A 17,967-nucleotide genomic window follows, 5' to 3' on the forward strand; every position below is an offset into this window, starting at 1 on the left:
CATCCCCGCCACGGCGGGGATCCAAGCCAGGGCTGGTGAGGTGAGCCGGTTCCCCGCGGGCGCGGGGATGACGGAAGCAGGACCATGACTGACCTCACCTCTCTTGGCGTCAAGGATATCCGCGACGGGGTCGCCCGGGGCGATTTCACCGCGCGCGAGGTGGCCGAGGCCTTCAATGCCGCCGTGGCCGAGGCCGCGGCGCTCAATGCCTTCATCCTCACCACCCCCGACCACGCGCTCGCGGCGGCCGAGAAGGTCGACGCAGCGCGCGCCGCGGGTAAGCCGCTGGGCAAGATGGCGGGCGTGCCGATCGGGATGAAGGACCTGTTTGCCACCCATGGGGTAGAGACCACCGCGGCCAGCCACATCCTCGAAGGCTTCACCCCGCGCTACGAATCGAGCGTCAGCCAGAAATTGTGGGACGCGGGCGCGGGGATGCTCGGCAAGCTCAATCTCGATCAGTTCGCGATGGGCTCCTCGAACGAGACGAGCTATTTCGGCAATGTCACCTCGCCCTGGCGCAAGGCCGGCTCCAATGCGGCGATGAGCCCGGGCGGCTCCTCGGGCGGGTCTTCGGCGGCGGTGGCGGCGCGCATCGCCCCGGCGGCGACCGGCACCGACACCGGCGGCTCGATCCGCCAGCCGGCGGCCTTCACCGGCATCTGCGGGATCAAGCCCACCTATGGCCGCTGCTCGCGCTGGGGCATCATCGCCTTTGCCTCGAGCCTCGATCAGGCCGGGCCGATGGCGCGCTCGGTTGCGGATTGCGCGATCATGCTGGGCGCGATGGCGGGCTTTGATCCCAAGGATGCAACCAGCCTCGACATGCCGGTGCCCGATTGGGAAGGACAGCTCACGAGCGACCTTAGGGGCAAGAAGATCGGCATTCCGCGCGAATACCGGATGGAGGGCACCGATCCGGCGATCCTCGAGGCCTGGGAGAAGGGCAAGGAATGGCTGCAGGATGCCGGCGCGCAGATCGTCGATGTCTCGCTGCCGCACACCAAATATGCCCTGCCCGCCTATTACATCATCGCGCCTGCCGAAGCCTCGTCCAACCTCGCGCGCTATGACGGGGTGCGTTATGGCCTGCGCGAATTGCCGCAAGGGGCGGGCCTTCAGGAGATGTATGCCGCCACCCGCGCCGCGGGCTTTGGCGATGAGGTCAAGCGCCGCATCCTGATCGGCACCTATGTGCTCTCGGCGGGCTTCTACGATGCCTATTACACCCAGGCGCAGAAGGTGCGCGCGCTGGTCGCCCGCGATTTCGCCCGCGCCTTCGAGGAATGCGACGCGATCCTCGCGCCGACCACGCCGACCGCGAGCTTCCCCTTGGGCTCAATGAACGAAGATCCGCTGACGATGTATCTGAACGACGTCTTCGCCGTGCCCGCCAGCCTTGCGGGCCTGCCCGCCATGAGCGTTCCCGCCATGCTCAATCCCGAGGGCCTGCCCCTGGGCCTGCAGATCGTCGGGCGCCCGTTTGATGAGCAGACCGTGCTCGATGCCGGCCTGGCGATCGAGGAGCGCGCGGGCTTTGCCGCGCGGCCGGAGAAGTGGTGGTGAGCGTTGACACACCGCTTGTGATCGCCGGCATCGCAATCATGCTGGCGGTGCCGGTGACCTTCATGGTCGCCAATTGGGTGAGGAAAAATGTCGATCACGGCGAAATGCGCTTCGGGCCGGACGGCAGGGTGATCGAGGACGAGGACAGGAGATGAGCACCTATCGCATCCAGGGCGCCACCGGCGAATGGGAGGTCGTGATCGGCCTTGAAGTCCACGCCCAGATCACCTCCAACGCCAAGCTCTTTTCCGGCGCGGCCACCGCCTTCGGGGCCGAGCCCAACACCCAGGTCAGCCTCATCGATGCGGCCATGCCGGGGATGCTGCCCGTGCCCAACCGCGAATGCATCCGCCAGGCGGTGCGCACCGGCATGGCGATCGAGGCCAAGATCAATCGCTGGAGCCGGTTTGACCGCAAGAACTATTTCTACGCCGATCTGCCGCAGGGCTATCAGATCAGCCAGCTCTATCACCCGCTGGTGGGCGAGGGGCGGCTGCTGATCGAGGCCGACGAGAAGGCCGGGATCGCCGAGGACAAGTGGATCGGGATCGAGCGCATCCATGTCGAGCAGGATGCCGGCAAGCTGATGCACGATCAGCACCCGACGATGAGTTATGTCGACCTGAACCGCGCCGGCGTTGCGCTGATGGAGATCGTCTCGAGGCCCGACATGCGCTCGCCCGCCGAGGCCGGGGCTTACCTGAGGAAGCTGCGCGCGATCCTGCGCTATGTCGGCAGCTGCGATGGCAACATGGAGGAAGGCTCGCTGCGCGCCGATGTCAACGTCTCGGTGCGCCGCCCCGGCGAACCCTTCGGCACCCGCACCGAGACCAAGAACGTCAATTCGGTGCGCTTCGTGATGCAGGCGATCGAGCACGAGGCGATGCGTCAGGTCGATGTGCTCGAAAGCGGCGGCACGGTCGATCAGGAGACCCGCCTGTTCGATCCGGCCACCGGCACCACCCGCACCATGCGCAGCAAGGAAGATGCGCATGACTATCGCTACTTTCCTGATCCCGATCTCCTGCCGCTCGAGCTGGACGAGGACTTCCTGGCCGAATGCCGCGCTTCGCTCCCGGAACTGCCCGATGCCAAGCGCCGCCGCTATATCGAGGTGCTCGGCCTCACCCCCTACAACGCCCGCGAGCTGACCGCCGAGGTCGAAACCTTCGCCCGCTTTGAAACCCTGCTGGCTGAGACCGCCCGGGCCACCGGCAAGGGGGAGGCAGAGGTCGCAACGCAAGTCGCCAACTGGTCGCTCTCGGTCGCGCCGGGGGTGATCAAGGCGCTTGGCGATGAAGCCGACCCCGCCAACGCCACGGCGCGCGCGCAGGCCGCCATCCTCGCGATGCAGGACAAGGGCGCAATCAGCGGCGGGCAGGCCAAGGAGATCTTCGAGATCGTGATGAAGACCGGCCGCGATCCGGCCGAGATCGCCGAGACCGAGGGGCTGCGGCAGGTCTCCGACACCGGCGCGATCGAGGCGGCGATTGCCGCGGTGATCGCCGCCAACGAAGACAAGGTGGCCGAATATCGCGCCGGCAAGGACAAGCTGTTCGGCTTCTTCGTCGGCCAGGTGATGAAGGCGATGGCGGGCAAGGCCAATCCGCAGGTGGTCAACCAGCTCCTCAAGGACAAGCTCGGCTGAGCAGCGCCCGCATGGGCCTTGCCGTGGTTCTCGTCGAGCCGCTGATCCCCGGCAACACCGGGGCGGTGGGGCGCACCTGCGTGGCGCTCGATCTGGAACTCATCCTCATCCACCCGCTGGGCTTCGAGATTTCCGACAAGCGGGTGAAGCGCTCGGGCCTTGATTACTGGCCGCATGTGCGCCTTGCCGAATTTGCCGATTGGGAGGCCTTCCTCGCCGCGCGCGCGCCGCGGGCCGAGCAGCTGTTCCTGTTCGAGGAATATGGGCCGCGCTCGTTCTACGAGCCCGAGTATCCCGATGACGCCTTCCTCGTATTCGGCAATGAAACAAAAGGTTTGCCGCGCAGCATCACCGCACAATATCCTGATCGCCTGTTCCGCCTGCCGATGCGATCCGAGGTGATCCGCTCGCTCAACCTTGCCAACACGGTGTCAGCCGCGGCCTATCAGGCGCTGCGCGGCAAGATATAGCTTGCAGCCTCGGGGCAAACCTGCGACGTGCAGCGCCGAGGGGCTTAAAGGGGGCAATCTTTCCATGCCATTTCTGTCACGCGCGGCGGCGCTGGTGCCGCCGCTCATGCTCGCGCTCGCGCTGCCCGGGGGTGCCCATGCCCAGGCGATCAAGTCCGAGCCGCCGATGCGCACCTTCACGGCGGCCGAGATCGAAGCGGTTGCCATGCCCGATCTTGCCTACAAGCCCGATCCGGCGATCGCGGCCGATTTCGACAAGTATTTCTTCTTCCATCGCCCCGATACCGATTTCAGCCAGGCCTATGCCGACATCACCGAATGCGATGCGCTGGCAAGCGGGATCAGTTTCTACATGGGGGCCGACAGCGCCGCGCTGGCCTCGGCCATGGCGCAATATGGGGTGCTCGCCGGCGGGATCGGCGGGGCGATCGGCGGGCTGATGGCCGATGCTATCTTCGGCAGCGCCGAACGCCGCCGGATCAAGCGCATCAACATGCGCAACTGCATGTTCTACAAGGGCTATGATCGTTATGGTCTGGAAAAGGACAAGTGGCAGGCCTTCCATTTCGAGGAAGGGCTGAGCCGCGAGAACGCCAAGGACCGCGAGGCCGCGCTGCTCAAGCAGGCGCGCGTCGCCTCCGGCCCGCGCCCGACATATGAGGTGCTTGAACCATGATGCGTCTTGTCTCTTTGCTTGCAGGCGCCCTCGCGCTTGCACTTGCGGCACCTGCGGCAGCCGAGAAGCTCAAGCCCGATATTGCCGAACATCGCCCGATCGAGCTCAAGAACATCCTCGCCGGCAAGGCGAAGATCGATCCTGCCAAGGCCTATATCTTCATCCGCAGCCCGCGCAATCGCACCAACGGGGTGTTCCTAAAGACCCCGAGCGCTGAGGAACTGGCCAATTACGAGGCCAAGTGGCGCGAGGAACTGGCCGATGCGCGCGAGGACTATCCCGGCCAGCTGCGCCGCTGGGAGCTGGAGGCGCAGAGCGGGCGCAAGCGCGGGCCAAAGCCGGTCGAGCCGACCGAGGAGAGCTTTGCCATCGCCCCGATCGATCTGCGCATGATCGTCGCCTTTGGCCCGCAATTCGTGTTCGACAAGACCGAGGGGCCGGACAAGAGCTTCAGCTATCTGATCGAGGTCGAGCCGGGCGAATATACCTATCTCGGCCCGATCTTCTACCTGCCCGGCACGCAGATCTTCGGCACCTGCTATTGCATGGGCTCGGTTCGCTTCGAGGCCCGCGCCGGCGTCATCACTTCGCTCGGCGATTTCCTCAGCCTCGACTGGGCGGATCGCGCGGCGCTCGCGCAATCGACCATCGAGCGCAAGTTGCTGCCCGATCGTCCGGCGCGCGCCACCGACTGGAGCCTGCCCGCGAGCCTCGCGCAATATCCCGGCGCGCCGGCGCAGCTGCGCGCGGCGGGCAAGCGCGACAACGTGCTTTCCGTGCTGGTCGGGCGGATCCCGCCGGTGCCGGGGGTGCTGGCCTATGAGCGCGACGTGCCGATCGATCTGGTCGGCCTGGCCGAGGCCGAGGCCGAGGCCCGTGCCCGCGCCGCGGCTGTGAGCGAGGTGAGCGCGATGGCCGAGGAAGCGCCTGCCGAAGCGGTGGGCGCGCCTATTCCAGCCCCAGCGCCTTGAGGTTCATCGTCGCCGCGTTGTAGCTCGCTTCGGCGAGCCGGGCGTTGAGATCGGCGCGGATCGCGCCAATCTGGGCATTGGCCGCGGTTTCCTCGCGGGCGTTGACGAGGAAGAACTCGCCCGCGCCGAGGCGAAAACGGGTGCGCTCGGCCTGCACCATGGCATTGGCCTGCTTGACCTCGGCATCGGCAAGTTCACCGAGCTTGAGCGCGGCGGTGAGGTTGGCGATGATATTGGCGACATCGGTGGCGACCTGGTCGGCGATGCGGCGCTGGCGCAGCTCGGTCTCGCGCAGCTCGGCCTCGGCGCGCTGCAAGGCCCCGCGCGCCTGGCGGCGCTGGAGCGGCACCGAGAAGGTGAGGCCGACCACGGTGTCGGTCGAAGCGAACCCCGCACCCCCTGCGCCCACCGGGCCGAAATCGCGCGACAGCTCGACGCTGGCATCGAGCCGGGGCATGAGATCGTTGCGCCTGAGCGCCACCCGGTTGACCGCCCGCTCGAGCGCGAGGCGGAAGGCGGCAAGCTCGGGCCGGTTCGCCAGCACCTCAGCGAGCGGCACGGTGAGCAGCTTCTCTGCCGGCGGAATCGCGGCGAGCGTGCCGGGATCGGGCAATTGTTCGCGCGTGGGCACGATCATCCGCCCGTCCTCGCCGCGCAGATAGAAGCCGAGGCTGTTGGCCGCGACGGCAAAGTTGCGCTTGGCTTCTTCCAGCAGGGTGCGGCGGCGCAGCAGGTTCTGCTCGTTCTCGGTGAGCGCGATGCGCGCCCGCGCGCCTTCGCCAACCTCGCGCGCAAGGCCGATCTGGCGCGCCTCGGCGATCTCGAGCAGTTCCTCGAACACCCGGATCTCCTCGCCCGCCGCCACCCAGCGCCAATAGGCGCGCAGCGCCTCGTGCTGGACATTGAGCTTGACCAGCATGACATCGAGCCGCGCCTGGCTCGCGGCAAGGCGGGTGTCCTCGATGGCGAAGCGCCGCGCATCGATGTCGCGGCCGCGCAGCAGTGCAAACAGCGCCCCCACCTTCACTTCGCCGAGGCGGTTGGTGTTGAACTCGTTCTCGTAAGTCGGAAAGGTGCCGTCCGACAGGCGGTAGCTGGCAAACACCTCGGCACCATAGGGGCGCAGCGGCTGGCGCGCCTCGGCCTTGCCATAGCCGCCGGAGTAAAAGCCCGTCAGCCGGTCGTAATATTCGCCCTTGAGCATGAGGTCGAAGGCCCCGTCGGCGCCGAGCTGATCGGCGCGCGCGGCGGCCTCGCGCTCGAAGGCCTCGAGGATCGCCGGGAAGGTGAGCGCCGAGGAGCGCAGCACCGCCTCGGGCAGGAGCGGGCCTCGGGTGAGCGCGGCCTCGAGCGGATCGCCGAGCGGGGCGATGTCCTGCGCCGCGCCCGGGGCCGGGGCGAGCACCAGCGCCAGCAGCGCCGTGCCGATCGCGGCCTTGCCGGCCAGCGCGCCGAGCCTTGTGCGAGCCGCTGCGCGCGCCATCGCTACTTGGCCTGGGCCGTGCCCTCGCCCTGGGGCAATTCGGGCGGGAAATTGTTGAGCTGGCGCCAGATCTCGTAGCCCACCGGCACGGTTTCGAGCAGGATCCAGGCCTGCACCGCGGCGCCGAAGCGGACATAGCGCTCGGCCGGCCAGCGCTCGCCTTCGCTGCGGTCTTCTTCGATCAGCACCCGGAAGCGCCCGTCGATCTGGGCCGATTGATCGACCGCCAGCACCTTGCCGCCAAAGGTGCCGACCGCGGTCGAGGGCCAGCCCGAAAACTGCACCGCGGGCCAGCCTTCGAACTGGATGCGGGCCTTGTCCCCGGGCTTGACCAGCGCCACGTCGCGCCCGTCGATGAAGATCTCGATCACCCGCTGGGCATTGGCCGGAACGAAGGTGGCAAGCACGTCGCCGGCCTTGATGAAGGTCGAGGCATCCCCGGCGTTGAGGCTCTGGATGAAGCCATCGCGCGGGGCGCGCACGATCTGTTCGGATTGGCGGGCGATGTTGACATCGGCACGGTTGAGCGCGGCCTGGGCCGCGGCGACCTGGCCCTCGCGCTCGGCGATGCGGATCTGCGCCTGTTCATAGTCGCGCCGCGCGGCAAGCCCGGCCTCGTAAAGTTCGCGGGTGCGCCGTTCGTCGATCTTGGCGGTGGCGAGCGCCGACTGGGCGGCCTGCAATTGCAGCGCCAGCTGGGCGCGCTCGGCCTCCAGGCGCTCGATCAGCTGCGGGTCGATATCGGTGATCCTGACGATCGGATCGCCCTTCTTCACCGTGCTGCCATCGCGCACATACCATTCCTCGATCCGCCCCGGCACCAGTGCGTTGATGTCCTGCTTGCGCTCGTTGGGGCTGAGCGTGGTGATCACGCCATAGCCCGAGGTGGTCTGCACCCAGGGCACATAGATGAGGAAGGCGATCGTGATGACGATCGCCGCCAGAAGCCCCACGAACACCACCCGCATCACCCGCGGGGTGCGGATCGCGGCGAGCGTGGTGAAATGGGCCATGTCCCGATCAAGCGTGGCCATGTTCAGCGCCCTCCTGCTTCATGCGCGGCGCCGGGGGCGGCGAGCGCCTGCTGCCCCGCCGTTACCGCGGCGCGGAATTCCTCGAAATTGTCGAAGAAGCGCTGCTGGCGCGCTTCGAGATAGAGGAAGCGGTCAAATCCGAGGTCGATGCGGCGGTTGGAGAAGTAGATCACGGTCGAATAGGCCTGTTCCCTGAGCACCCGCACCGCGCGGCTGAGCGGTTCGGGATCGAGCAGGTCGAACAGGCGGCTGAGCACCAGGATGCGCGGCGCCTCGAGCAGGGCATTGGCAAGCTTCAATTGCTGCAGCTCCACCGCCGAGAGCGGAAAGCCGGTCGAGGCGATCGGGGTGTCGAGCCCCTTCTCGAAGGTGGCGATGGTGCCGGCCAGGCCCACGGTCTCGAGCGCCTCGATCATCCGCCGCGGCGCGGTGTCCTTGCACGAGAGCGCGAGATATTCGCGGATGGTCATCTCCACGAAGGTCGGTCGGTCGAGCACGTGGACATTCTTGCGCAGGTGATGTGCTTCGATGTCCTTGATGTCGATCCCGCCGAGCGTGGCATAGCCGCCTTCGGGCAGGGCGTGCATCTTCAACAGATTCGTGAACAGCCGCTGCACCCCGTGGTGGCTGGTATCGGCCATGATGATCGCGCCCGAGGGGATGGTGAGGTCAAACTGCGCCTGCTCGTGCCGGGCGAGGCCCTTCACCCCCTTCATCACGATGGTGTGATCGGGCCCGTCGAAGGGATCGGCGCCCTTGGGCTGCTCCTGCTCGACCTGGTAGAACAGCGAGATCTCCTCGACCGCGGCAAACAGGTCGTAGAAATAGGAGAGGTAGGTGCCAAGCTGCGACACCCCGACAAAGGCGGCCGAAAGCACCAGCTCGGCCGCCACCAGCTGGCCGAGCGTCAGCTCGTTCTGGATCACCAGCCAGCCGCCAAGGCCGAGCAGCGCCGCGCTCGCCGCGGCATACATCAGCAGGAAGGCGATGGTCTGCGAGAACAGCTGGCGGAAGTGCCGCTTGCGCTCGATGATGTAATCGCGGGTGAAATCATCGGTCTTGTCGAGCGCATAGTCGATCCGGCGCTGCGACTTGAAGAAGCCGTTGGACCCGCCGATGCTCTCCAGCCAGGCGGCGGTCTTGTGCTTGGCGTGGCTGAGATCGACCGCGGTGCGCAGCGCGCGGCTGCCCCACACCAGCCAGATCGCCCAGATGAGCGCGATCATGACCAGGGTGAAGGCAAGGAAATAGGGGTGATAGAGCGAGACCAGCACGAAGCCGACCGCGATCTGCAGGAGCACGGTGAACCCGCCGATGAACAGGTTGGGCACCAGCGACTGGACATAGACGACATCGAAATAGCGGTTGAACAGCGCGCTTTGCTTGACGTCGCCGAAGAAGGGGTTCTGGGCATAGACCGAGATCAGCGAAATCTCGGCCACCATGCGCGCATAAAAGCGCCGGGCAAACAGCTCGAGCAGGTGGATGCGCAGGGCATAAAGCAGGCTCGAGATCACCAGCAGCCCGAACAGGGTGAGCGAGAGCACCACCAGCGGCGCGGTGAGCGCGGTGTTGGCGATGGTGTTGATGAGCATCTGCACCGAGATCGGGGTGGCCAGGCTGAGCAGGCTGATGCCCACCCCATAAACCGCGGCAAGCCAGTAGAAATTGGCCTCGGGCTTGAGGATGTCGAAGAAGATCCGGAAGAACTGTGCCAGCGAAAGCTGGGCACCGTAACTTTGGCCTGATCCTGCCATGACAGCCCTTTTCCGCTCCGAAATCCGTTTCCCGCACCATCAGCCCGGCGACCAGGGGCAATGTCCGCGCCGCGTGATTGTATGGCGCGCAACACCCTGCCTGTGCAAGCGATCAATCGCCCAGCCCGCTGGCGGTTCCGAGGCCGGGCGCATCTGCAAGCCTTTGAAGATCGGCAGAGTGTTCCCACCCGGTGAGACGATGTATCGCGCGGCGCCCGTTAGCGGGCGAAGCTTGCGCCGGGATGAACGATCCCGCAATGCCGGGGCGGTCTTGAGCGCGCAAGGCGAGGGCAGGAGGGGCAATGGGCCGTGAGCTGGTGCTGGTGGGGGGCGGCCATGCCCACGTGGCGGTGCTGGCCGACTGGATCGCCCGCGGCGCGCCTGCCGGCGTGCGCGCGGTGCTGCTCAGCCCCGAGCGCCATCTTCTCTATTCGGGCATGGTGCCGGGCTGGCTGGCCGGCCAGCATGGCGCTGGCGCGGGCCGCGTCGATCTTGCCGCTCTCGCCGCGCGCGCGGGGATCGCGTGGCTGGCCGATCGCTGCAGCGGGATCGATGCCGCGGCGCGGATCGTCATCACTGCGGGCGGGCGCAGGCTTGCCTTTGATGTCGCCGCGCTCGATTGCGGCGGCGTGGGTCGCGGGGCGGCGCTGATCGGTGATGATCCGCGCCTTATCGACGTGCGCCCGATCAGCGCCTTTGCCGAGAGCCTTGCCGCCCAGATGCTCACCGGCCATGTGGTGGTGGCAGGCGGCGGGGCGGGGGGCGTGGAACTGGCCTTTGCCCTGCGCAACCGCGCTGGCGCCGCGCCGCGCCCGGCGGTGACGCTGGTGGCAGGCGCTGCCGGCCTGCTCCCTGGCTTTGCCCCCGGCGTCAGGGCGCGCGCCGCGCGGGCGCTGGCGCGGCAGGGGATCGCACTGATCGCAGCAGACGCGCGCATCGCGGGCGGGAAGGTGATGGCGGGAGGCCGCAGCCTCGAGCCGGTTGATGGCCTTGTCGCTGCACTCGGCAGCGCCGCGCCGCCGTGGCTCGGCACCAGCGGGCTGGCGCTTGATGCGGCGGGCTTCGTGCTGGTCGATGCGCGGCAGCGCTCGGTGTCGCACCCCCATGTGTTTGCCGCGGGCGATGTTGCCGCGCGGGCCGACCGGGCGCTCGCCCATTCGGGGGTGCACGCGGTGCGCGCCGGGCCGGTGCTCGCCGCCAATCTGCGCGCGGCGCTTGCGGGCAAGGCGCCGCGCGCTGCCTATCGCCCGCGCCGCCATAGCCTCTATCTCCTCAACACCGGCGATGGCCGGGCAATCGCAAGCTATGGCCCGCTTGCGACCGAAGGGCGCTGGGTGCTGGCGCTCAAGCACGCCATCGACAAGCGCTGGATTGCGAAATACGCCGCGCTGGCAAGTGGTAAGCAATCCGGTGGCGCGTAACCGCGCGCCCGGGCGGGGCGAACCCTTGGGCAAGGGAGATCAGCGATGAAGAAGCTTGCCATCCTGGCCGTGCTGGCGCTTGTCATCGCGGCCTATTTCGCGCTCGACCTCGATCACTATCTCACCCTTGGCGGGATCAAGCAGGCACTGGGCGGTTGGCAGGCCTTCTATGCCGAGAATCCGCTGCTGGTGCTCGCGGCCTTCTTTCTTGCCTATGTCGCGGTGACCGCGGCCTCGCTTCCCGGCGCGGCGGTGATGACGCTGGCGGCAGGCGCGCTGTTCGGGCTGGTGGTGGGCAGCATCCTCGTCTCCTTCGCCTCGACCCTCGGGGCGACGCTCGCCTTCCTCTCGGCGCGCTATCTGCTGCGCGACCGGCTCGAGGCGCGTCTTGGCGCCCGGCTCGCCGCGATCAACGCCGGGCTGGCGCGCGACGGGCCGTTCTACCTTTTCACCCTGCGGATGATCCCGCTCTTTCCCTTCTTCGTGGTCAATCTGGTCATGGGCCTCACCCGCATGCCGGTGCTCACCTATATGTGGGTGAGCCAGGTGGGGATGCTGCTGGGCACCATCGTCTATGTCAACGCCGGCACCCAGCTCGCGCAGATCGACAGCCTTGCCGGGATAGCCTCGCCGGCGATGCTGGGCAGCTTCGTGCTGTTGGGCATCGTCCCCTGGCTGGCCAAGGGCATCGTCGGGGTGCTCCAGCGCCGCCGCATCTATACAGGTTTCACCCGGCCGCGGCGGTTCGATCGCAATCTGGTGGTGATCGGGGCCGGATCGGCCGGCCTCGTTTCGGCCTATATCGCCGCGCAGGTGCGGGCGAGCGTCACCCTGGTCGAAGCGCGCGAGATGGGCGGGGATTGCCTCAACACCGGCTGCGTGCCCTCCAAGGCGCTGATCAAGAGCGCAAGGGTCGCCCACCAGATGCGCCATGCCGATCGCTATGGCCTTGGCCCCGTGGAGCCTGAAGTGCCCTTCCGCCAGGTGATGGCGCGGGTGCGGCGCACGATCGGCACGATAGCCCCCAATGACAGCGTCGAACGCTACACCGCGCTTGGCGTCGATGTGGTCAAGGGCCATGCGCGAATCGTCGATCCCTGGACGGTCGAGATCGCCGGCGCGGATGGCACCGCCCGCCGGCTCACCACCCGCAGCATCATCATCGCCTCGGGCGCCGAGCCGGTGGTGCCACCAATCCCCGGGATCGAGACGAGCGGCTATCTCACCAGCGATACCCTGTGGCAGGCGCTCATGCAGATGGACGCGCCGCCGCAGCGCGTCGCGGTGTTGGGCGGCGGGCCGATCGGCTGCGAGCTTGCCCAAGCGCTGGCGCGGCTGGGTTCCCGGGTGACGCTGGTCGAAATGGCGCCCGAGCTGCTGGGACGTGAGGATCCTGAAGTTTCGGCGCTGGCCCGCCGGGTGCTCGAAGATGATGGGGTCAGCGTGCTCACCGGGCACAAGGCGGCGCGGATCGAGGGCCACGTGCTGGTGGCCGAGCACGCCGGGCAGGACGTGCCTGTCCCCTTCGATGCGCTGATCGTTGCGGTCGGGCGGCGGGCGCGGCTCAAGGGCTTCGGGCTTGAAGACCTCGGCATTGCCACCGATCGCACCGTCACCACCGATGCCTATCTGGCCACCCGCTTTCCCAATATCTTGGCCGCGGGCGATGTCGCCGGGCCTTACCAGTTCACCCACACCGCCAGCCACCAGGCCTGGTATGCCAGCGTCAACGCGCTGTTCGGCCAGTTTCGCCGGTTCAAGGCCGATTACCGGGTGATCCCGGCGGTGACCTTTCTCGATCCCGAGATCGCCCGGGTGGGCCTCAACGAGCGCGAGGCCGCCGAAAAGGGGATTGCCTGTGAGGTGACGCGCTTCCCGCTCGACGAGCTTGACCGCGCGATCGCCGAGAGCGAGACGCAAGGCTTCGTCAAGGTGCTCACGCCGCCGGGCAAGGACAAGGTGCTGGGCGTCACCATCGTCGGCGCCCATGCCGGGGAGATGATCGCCGAATATGTGCTGGCGATGAAGCATGGGATCGGGCTCAATCGGATCCTCGGCACGATCCACGCCTATCCCACCCTGGTTGAGGCCAACAAATATGCCGCCGGCGCGTGGAAGCGCGCGCACAAGCCCGAGCGGCTCCTGCGCTGGGTCGAGCGCTACCACGCCTGGCGGCGCGGCTGAGGGGAGGGGGAAGACACCCATGTTCGACGCCCGGCTGCGCCCGCTCATCGATCCGCCGCTCAACGCCGCCGGGCGCGCCCTCGCGCAGCTGGGGGTGCGCGCCACGTGCCTCACCTTTGCCGGCCTTGCCCTGGGGCTTGCCGGGGCGGGCGCGATTGCCCTGGGCGCGCTCGGCTGGGGCCTGGTGCTCATCTGTGCCAACCGGCTGTTTGACGGGCTCGACGGCGCGGTCGCCCGCGCGCGCGGGGCCAGCGATCTGGGCGGCTATTTCGACATCGTGGCTGATTTTGCCTTCTATGTTGCCATTCCCACCGCCTTCGGGATCATGGATCCGGCCAACACCCTGCCCGCGCTGGTGCTGGTAGCGAGCTTCGTGCTCACGGGGGTGAGTTTCCTTGCCTTCGCGGTGATCGCCGCCAAGCGCGGCGAGGAGACCCGCGCGCATGGGCGCAAGAGCTTCTTCTATTCGACCGGCCTTGCCGAGGGGGCCGAGACCATTGCGGTGTTTATCGCCATGTGCCTTGCGCCGCAGTGGTTCGCCACGATCGCCTATACCTATGCCGCCCTGTGCGTGGCAACCGTGGTGCAGCGCAGCGCCATGGCCGCCGCGCGCTTTGGCGGCTAGCGACTTGCCGCGCCGAGCAGCGCCTCGGTGCGGCGGCGCAGTTCGGCGATGCGCCGGGTATTGGCGCCAAGGTCGCTGAGGCCCACCCGGCTGACCGAGCGGAAATCGATCTGCGCCTCGCCCACCCGGGCGACCACATCGTCCTTGAAGCCGAACCAGAAGCTCGTTGCCACCCCCTCGACCAGGCCCGCCTCGGGATCGCTGCGGATCTCGCCCATGCCCATCGCCGCCATCGCCGCGGCCACCGCGGCCATGCCCTCGGCCTTGCTTGCCCCGCCCAGCGGCAGCGGCGCCGGGCGGTCACGCCGGGCGGTGATGATCTGCGCGTGGGATTTGACCGCAAGTTCGGGCGAAACGCGATCCTTGAACAGGTCAATCTGGCCGAGCGGGGTCTGATAGTCGCTCAGCGGATTGGCCCCGGCGGCCTGGCGCGCCGCCATCACCGCCGCCGAGAAGGCCGGGGGATTGGCGGTGTCGGTGGAAATATCATGGATCGGATTGTCGCTGGCCTTGCCCGCGGCCGAGAGGAACATGACGAAGGCCGCCCCCGGCACAAGGAGGCCGATGATCGCCAGCGCCAGCGGCAGGTTGCGCCGCGGCTGGGCGCGCAGGGCCAGCACCAGTGAAATCACCGCGACAAGCGCGGTCAGCCCGAGGAGGATCACGCCCCCGCCGAAGGTGAGCGTGAGCAGGCCAAACTGCCAGCCCCAAAGGCCAAGGCGCGTGCCCAGCGCGGCAATCGCGAAGAACAGGGGGATGAGCGCTATGAGCGCCAGGGTGAGCTTGGAATGCCAGGCAAGCATCTTCATGGGGCCAAGGGTTTAACGCCTCCGGCGCGCAAGGCAATCGCTGCGCGCGGGTCGGGAAACCAAAGCCGCTTCATGCGTTGCAGGTGCACGGCGCCGGGGGAGAGGGCTTGTGCACCGCGCGCCAAGCCCCGCTTTCCCTGCCCGGCATTGTGGTTTATGCCCGCGGGGATGCGGGAGGACCAGTCGTTCGGAAGGACAAAAAATCATGAAGCGTAATTTCCTGATGGGCTCCGCGCTGGCGGCTCTGGTTACCCTTTCGGCTTGCGGTGGCGGTGCGGGCAGCGATGCCAATGCCCCGGCGCCCGCGGCCACCGAAGCGGCGCCTGCCGCCGAAGCCCCGGCTGCTGCCGAAACCCCGGCTGCCGCGGCGGCGGAAGGTGCCAAGCTCGAATATGCGAGCTTCACCACCGATCCGGCCAAGGGCGAAAAGGTCTTTGCCCTGTGCCGTTCGTGCCACGTGCTCGATGAAGGCGTGAACCGCGTCGGCCCCTCGCTCCACAAGGTGGTGGGCCGCAAGTCGGGCTCGGTCCCCGGCTTTGCCTATTCGGAAGCCAACAAGAACAGCGGCGTGACCTGGACGCCCGAAGTGCTGTTTGAATACCTTGAAGACCCCAAGGCCTTCATGCCCGGCACCAAGATGGCCTTCCCCGGGATCAAGGATCCGCAGGATCGCGCCAACCTGGTGGCCTATCTCGAAAGCCAGTCGAAGTAAGCCGCCGCGCCCGCGCGGCGCGTGGAGAAGGGGGCGGTGTGGGGTGCCACGCCGCCCCTTTTGCTGCGCGCCTCAGGCGGCGAGGCTGGCCGGGTCGGCGGCGCAGTGGCGCGCAAGATAGTCCTCATGCGCCGGCAGGCCCGCCACTGCGCGGGTGATGATGGTCTTGAGATTGGCGAGGAACTCGGCAAGCTGGCCTGGGCTGATCTGATCGGCCATGGGATCATGGGCGCGCGGCATCAGCCCCTGGCCCAGCATCACCTGCACCCAGCTGGCCTCGCGGAACAGATCATCGACATCGCGCCCGACCCGGCCCGAGGCGGCGAAGAGTTCGAGCTTGTGGGTGAGGCTGTCGGGCACGGCCATGTGCCGGCAATAGCGCCAGAACTCGGAGTCCTCGCGCGCGGTCTGGTGGTAGTGAAGGATGAGAAAATCCCGGATCTGCGCGAATTCCGCAGCGCAGCGGCGGTTGTATTCGTCGCGCTCGGCGCTGCTGCGACGGTTACCAGGGAAAAGCTGGATGAGGCGGCTGACGTGAGACTGGATGAGGTGGATGCTGGTGGATTCGAGCGGTTCGAGAAAGCCGCTCGCCAGCCCGATGCCCACGCAATTATGCGCCCAGAAGGCCTGCCTGCGCCCGGTGGTGAAGCGGATCGGGCGCGGATCGCCGAGCGCGGGGGTATCCAGCCCGGCCAGCAGCATCTCGGCGGCCGCCTCGTCAGCCAGGAAGCTCGAGGAATAGACCAGGCCATTGCCGGTGCGGTGCTGGAGCGGGATGCGCCATTGCCACCCGGCCTCGCGCGCGCCCGCGCGGGTGTAGGGCACCAGCACGGGCAGGCGCTCGCTCGGCACCGCCAGCGCCCGGTCGCACGGCAGCCAGCGCGACCAGTCCTCGTAGCCCACCCCCAGCGCCTCGCCCAGAAGCAGCGCGCGAAAGCCGGTGCAGTCGATGAAGAAATCGCCCGCCACGCGCCGCCCGTCGGCAAGGGTGATGGCGGTGATGTCGCCGCTCGTCCCCTCGCGCTCGACCGCCGCCACGATCCCCTCGGTGCGCACCACCCCGCGCGCCTCGGCATAGGCGCGCAAGTAGGCGGCATAGCGGCTGGCATCGAAGTGATAGGCATAGGCAAGGCCAGCCAGCGCGGTGTTGCCGACCCGCTCGAGCTTGCCGAAGCGCGCCGCGGCCGCCGCGTGCTGGTGCAGCGAATAGTCCCACAGGCTCATCGGATCGTGATGCGTGCCTTGCCCGAGGCTGCGGCGCCAATAGTGGTGGAAGGCGACATGGCCGAGGGCCAGCCCGGTCTCGCCGAAGGTGTGGAGATAGCGCGTGCCCTTGCGCCCCCAATCGACGAACTCGATGCCGAGCTTGAAGGTGCCGCCGGTGTGGCGCAGGAAATCATGCTCGTCGATCCCGAGGATGGTGTTGAGGCGGATGATCTGCGGGATCGTCGCCTCGCCCACGCCCACGGTGCCGATCGCCTCGCTCTCGACCAGTTCGATCGCAAGGCGCTGCCCCAGGAGGCGGGCAAAGGCCGCCGCGGTGATCCACCCGGCGGTGCCCCCGCCCACGATCACCAGCCGGGTGATGCCGCTTTCGTCCATGCTCTCCTCGCTCACCCCCTGATCGGCCGGAAAAAGGCGTTGATCGTCAGCCGCCCGGCGCGCGGATCGGCGCTCAAGGGGGCGGCATTGTCGATCACCCCGCTGTGGAGGATATTGCCGCGATAGAAAACCGCAGAATTGAACCGCCCCTCGACCGCGTGGATGCGGGTGAAATGCGGGGCGCCATCGGTGGGATAGGCCGGCGGGGGCAGCCCGGCCGCGGCAACCTCGCGCTGGAGCGCGGCGGCATAGCGCGGATAGTCTGCCGCGCCCAGCACCGAAAGGCCGGTTGAGCGGTGGCGGAAGAAGGCGGTGCCGCCGTGCCCGGTGCGGTGGAGATAGAGCATCATCGCGATCTGATCGGGATCGGTGCCATCGACATGGGGCAGGCGCTGGATCGGCGCGAGCGCTTCCGGCGCGGTGGTGACGAGCGAATACCACGCCTCGATCCGCCAGCCCCCGGCGGGCGCGCCGAACCAGGCGGCAAGCTGCGGGGCAAGCTGCGCGAGCCAGGCCGCCGAAGCCGCCGCCGGAAGCGGCGCGCGCAGCCCCGGATAGTGCGGAGTGATCTTTGCAAAATTTTGCAAACTGGCCGCGCGAATCACCGTTTCAGGCGCGGCGAGGAAGCCCTCGAAGGCGATCAGCGGCTGATCCGTGCCCGGAATTGTGCCGATCTCGGGGCTTGTGCCCGCAAGCGCCCAGCCGGCGGGCGGCGGTAACGGTGCGAGCGGGCGGGCCGGGGTCATGGCCTCAAGCCTAACAAAACGCCGGACACCGGCCAAGCGCGATGTTAAGTGCATAATTTGCAGAGGAATTGTGCCAAGGCGGGGGGCATGGCCGAGCCGCCGGCGCGCATGGTCTGGCAGGGCCTGGCGCGGCGCGCTCCGCCGGCAGGCAGGCAAGTGTGACAATCCGGCAACAATCGCGCGAAACCGCTTTGCCGGGCTGCGCGGGCGGCCTTTGAGATGCGTGCTAAAACACGAAAAATATTGCCGAAAATGCCATGTCC

16 protein-coding genes are annotated in these 17,967 nt (G+C 67.8%); 10 read left to right on the forward strand and 6 right to left on the reverse strand.

The window, feature by feature from the left end; all coding sequences use genetic code 11:
• The first annotated feature begins 84 nt into the window (after positions 1 to 84).
• From gatA to G524_RS0112955, 6 genes are all read left to right on the forward strand, one after another.
• Positions 85 to 1,566 carry an Asp-tRNA(Asn)/Glu-tRNA(Gln) amidotransferase subunit GatA gene (gene gatA, locus G524_RS0112930; protein ID WP_027444062.1) on the forward strand — a complete coding sequence of 494 codons (1,482 nt, stop codon included), beginning with the start codon at positions 85 to 87 and terminating at the stop codon, positions 1,564 to 1,566.
• Positions 1,563 to 1,721 (forward strand): glutamyl-tRNA amidotransferase, encoded by a 159-nt coding sequence (locus tag G524_RS0112935; RefSeq protein ID WP_245561373.1) that lies wholly within the window; start codon positions 1,563 to 1,565, stop codon positions 1,719 to 1,721. Before gatA ends, G524_RS0112935 begins: the two co-directional genes overlap by 4 nt.
• Positions 1,718 to 3,214: an Asp-tRNA(Asn)/Glu-tRNA(Gln) amidotransferase subunit GatB gene (gene gatB, locus G524_RS0112940; RefSeq protein WP_027444064.1), complete on the forward strand. Its 1,497-nt coding sequence runs from the start codon at positions 1,718 to 1,720 to the stop codon at positions 3,212 to 3,214. The genes G524_RS0112935 and gatB overlap by 4 nt, the downstream gene beginning before the upstream one ends.
• An 11-nt stretch (positions 3,215 to 3,225) precedes the next feature.
• Positions 3,226 to 3,684: a tRNA (cytidine(34)-2'-O)-methyltransferase gene (locus tag G524_RS0112945; protein WP_036857978.1), complete on the forward strand. Its 459-nt coding sequence runs from the start codon at positions 3,226 to 3,228 to the stop codon at positions 3,682 to 3,684.
• A 64-nt stretch (positions 3,685 to 3,748) separates the two neighbouring features.
• A complete protein-coding gene (locus G524_RS16010; protein WP_051221242.1) occupies positions 3,749 to 4,360 on the forward strand; it encodes a hypothetical protein in 612 nt (203 codons plus the stop codon).
• Positions 4,357 to 5,331 carry a hypothetical protein gene (locus G524_RS0112955; RefSeq protein ID WP_027444066.1) on the forward strand — a complete coding sequence of 325 codons (975 nt, stop codon included), beginning with the start codon at positions 4,357 to 4,359 and terminating at the stop codon, positions 5,329 to 5,331. Before G524_RS16010 ends, G524_RS0112955 begins: the two co-directional genes overlap by 4 nt.
• Here the strand turns inward: G524_RS0112955 and G524_RS0112960 are convergent.
• Genes G524_RS0112960 through G524_RS0112970 form a run of 3 tightly spaced genes read right to left on the reverse strand, consistent with a single transcriptional unit; the run spans position 5,309 to position 9,605 of the window.
• Entirely contained in the window at positions 5,309 to 6,814 is a 1,506-nt protein-coding gene (locus G524_RS0112960) for a TolC family protein (RefSeq protein WP_084625184.1), read from the reverse strand. The two genes, G524_RS0112955 and G524_RS0112960, sit on opposite strands and share 23 nt — an antisense overlap.
• A 2-nt stretch (positions 6,815 to 6,816) precedes the next feature.
• Complete coding sequence (locus G524_RS0112965) at positions 6,817 to 7,848, reverse strand: HlyD family secretion protein (RefSeq protein WP_051221245.1); 1,032 nt, start codon at positions 7,846 to 7,848, stop codon at positions 6,817 to 6,819.
• Between the two features lie 2 nt (positions 7,849 to 7,850).
• Positions 7,851 to 9,605, reverse strand: coding sequence for an ABC transporter transmembrane domain-containing protein (locus tag G524_RS0112970; protein WP_051221246.1), 1,755 nt, complete (start codon positions 9,603 to 9,605; stop codon positions 7,851 to 7,853).
• 302 nt (positions 9,606 to 9,907) lie between these two features.
• On the opposite strand from G524_RS0112970, the gene G524_RS0112975 reads away from it, so the two are divergent.
• The 3 genes from G524_RS0112975 to G524_RS0112985 are packed head-to-tail and all read left to right on the forward strand — an operon-like array spanning position 9,908 to position 13,835.
• Positions 9,908 to 11,026 (forward strand): FAD-dependent oxidoreductase, encoded by a 1,119-nt coding sequence (locus tag G524_RS0112975; RefSeq protein ID WP_027444070.1) that lies wholly within the window; start codon positions 9,908 to 9,910, stop codon positions 11,024 to 11,026.
• A gap of 45 nt (positions 11,027 to 11,071) precedes the next feature.
• Positions 11,072 to 13,210 (forward strand): FAD-dependent oxidoreductase, encoded by a 2,139-nt coding sequence (locus tag G524_RS0112980; protein WP_027444071.1) that lies wholly within the window; start codon positions 11,072 to 11,074, stop codon positions 13,208 to 13,210.
• 19 nt (positions 13,211 to 13,229) lie between these two features.
• A complete protein-coding gene (locus G524_RS0112985) occupies positions 13,230 to 13,835 on the forward strand; it encodes a CDP-alcohol phosphatidyltransferase family protein (protein ID WP_027444072.1) in 606 nt (201 codons plus the stop codon).
• Here G524_RS0112985 and G524_RS0112990 read toward each other — a convergent pair.
• The gene (locus tag G524_RS0112990) at positions 13,832 to 14,644 is read right to left on the reverse strand and encodes a DUF1499 domain-containing protein (RefSeq protein ID WP_027444073.1); all 813 of its coding nucleotides are present in this window, start codon (positions 14,642 to 14,644) and stop codon (positions 13,832 to 13,834) included. The two genes, G524_RS0112985 and G524_RS0112990, sit on opposite strands and share 4 nt — an antisense overlap.
• A gap of 205 nt (positions 14,645 to 14,849) precedes the next feature.
• Between G524_RS0112990 and G524_RS0112995 the strand changes: the two genes are divergently transcribed.
• Positions 14,850 to 15,356 (forward strand): c-type cytochrome, encoded by a 507-nt coding sequence (locus tag G524_RS0112995; protein ID WP_027444074.1) that lies wholly within the window; start codon positions 14,850 to 14,852, stop codon positions 15,354 to 15,356.
• 72 nt (positions 15,357 to 15,428) lie between these two features.
• On the opposite strand, the gene G524_RS0113000 is transcribed toward G524_RS0112995, so the two are convergent.
• Together G524_RS0113000 and G524_RS0113005 are read right to left on the reverse strand one after the other, a co-directional pair.
• Entirely contained in the window at positions 15,429 to 16,958 is a 1,530-nt protein-coding gene (locus G524_RS0113000; RefSeq protein ID WP_027444075.1) for a tryptophan halogenase family protein, read from the reverse strand.
• A gap of 11 nt (positions 16,959 to 16,969) precedes the next feature.
• A complete protein-coding gene (locus G524_RS0113005; protein ID WP_245561374.1) occupies positions 16,970 to 17,704 on the reverse strand; it encodes a DUF6445 family protein in 735 nt (244 codons plus the stop codon).
• Positions 17,705 to 17,967 lie beyond the last annotated feature (263 nt).

It is taken from the genome of Erythrobacter cryptus DSM 12079 (assembly GCF_000422985.1).
Lineage (GTDB): Bacteria > Pseudomonadota > Alphaproteobacteria > Sphingomonadales > Sphingomonadaceae > Erythrobacter > Erythrobacter cryptus.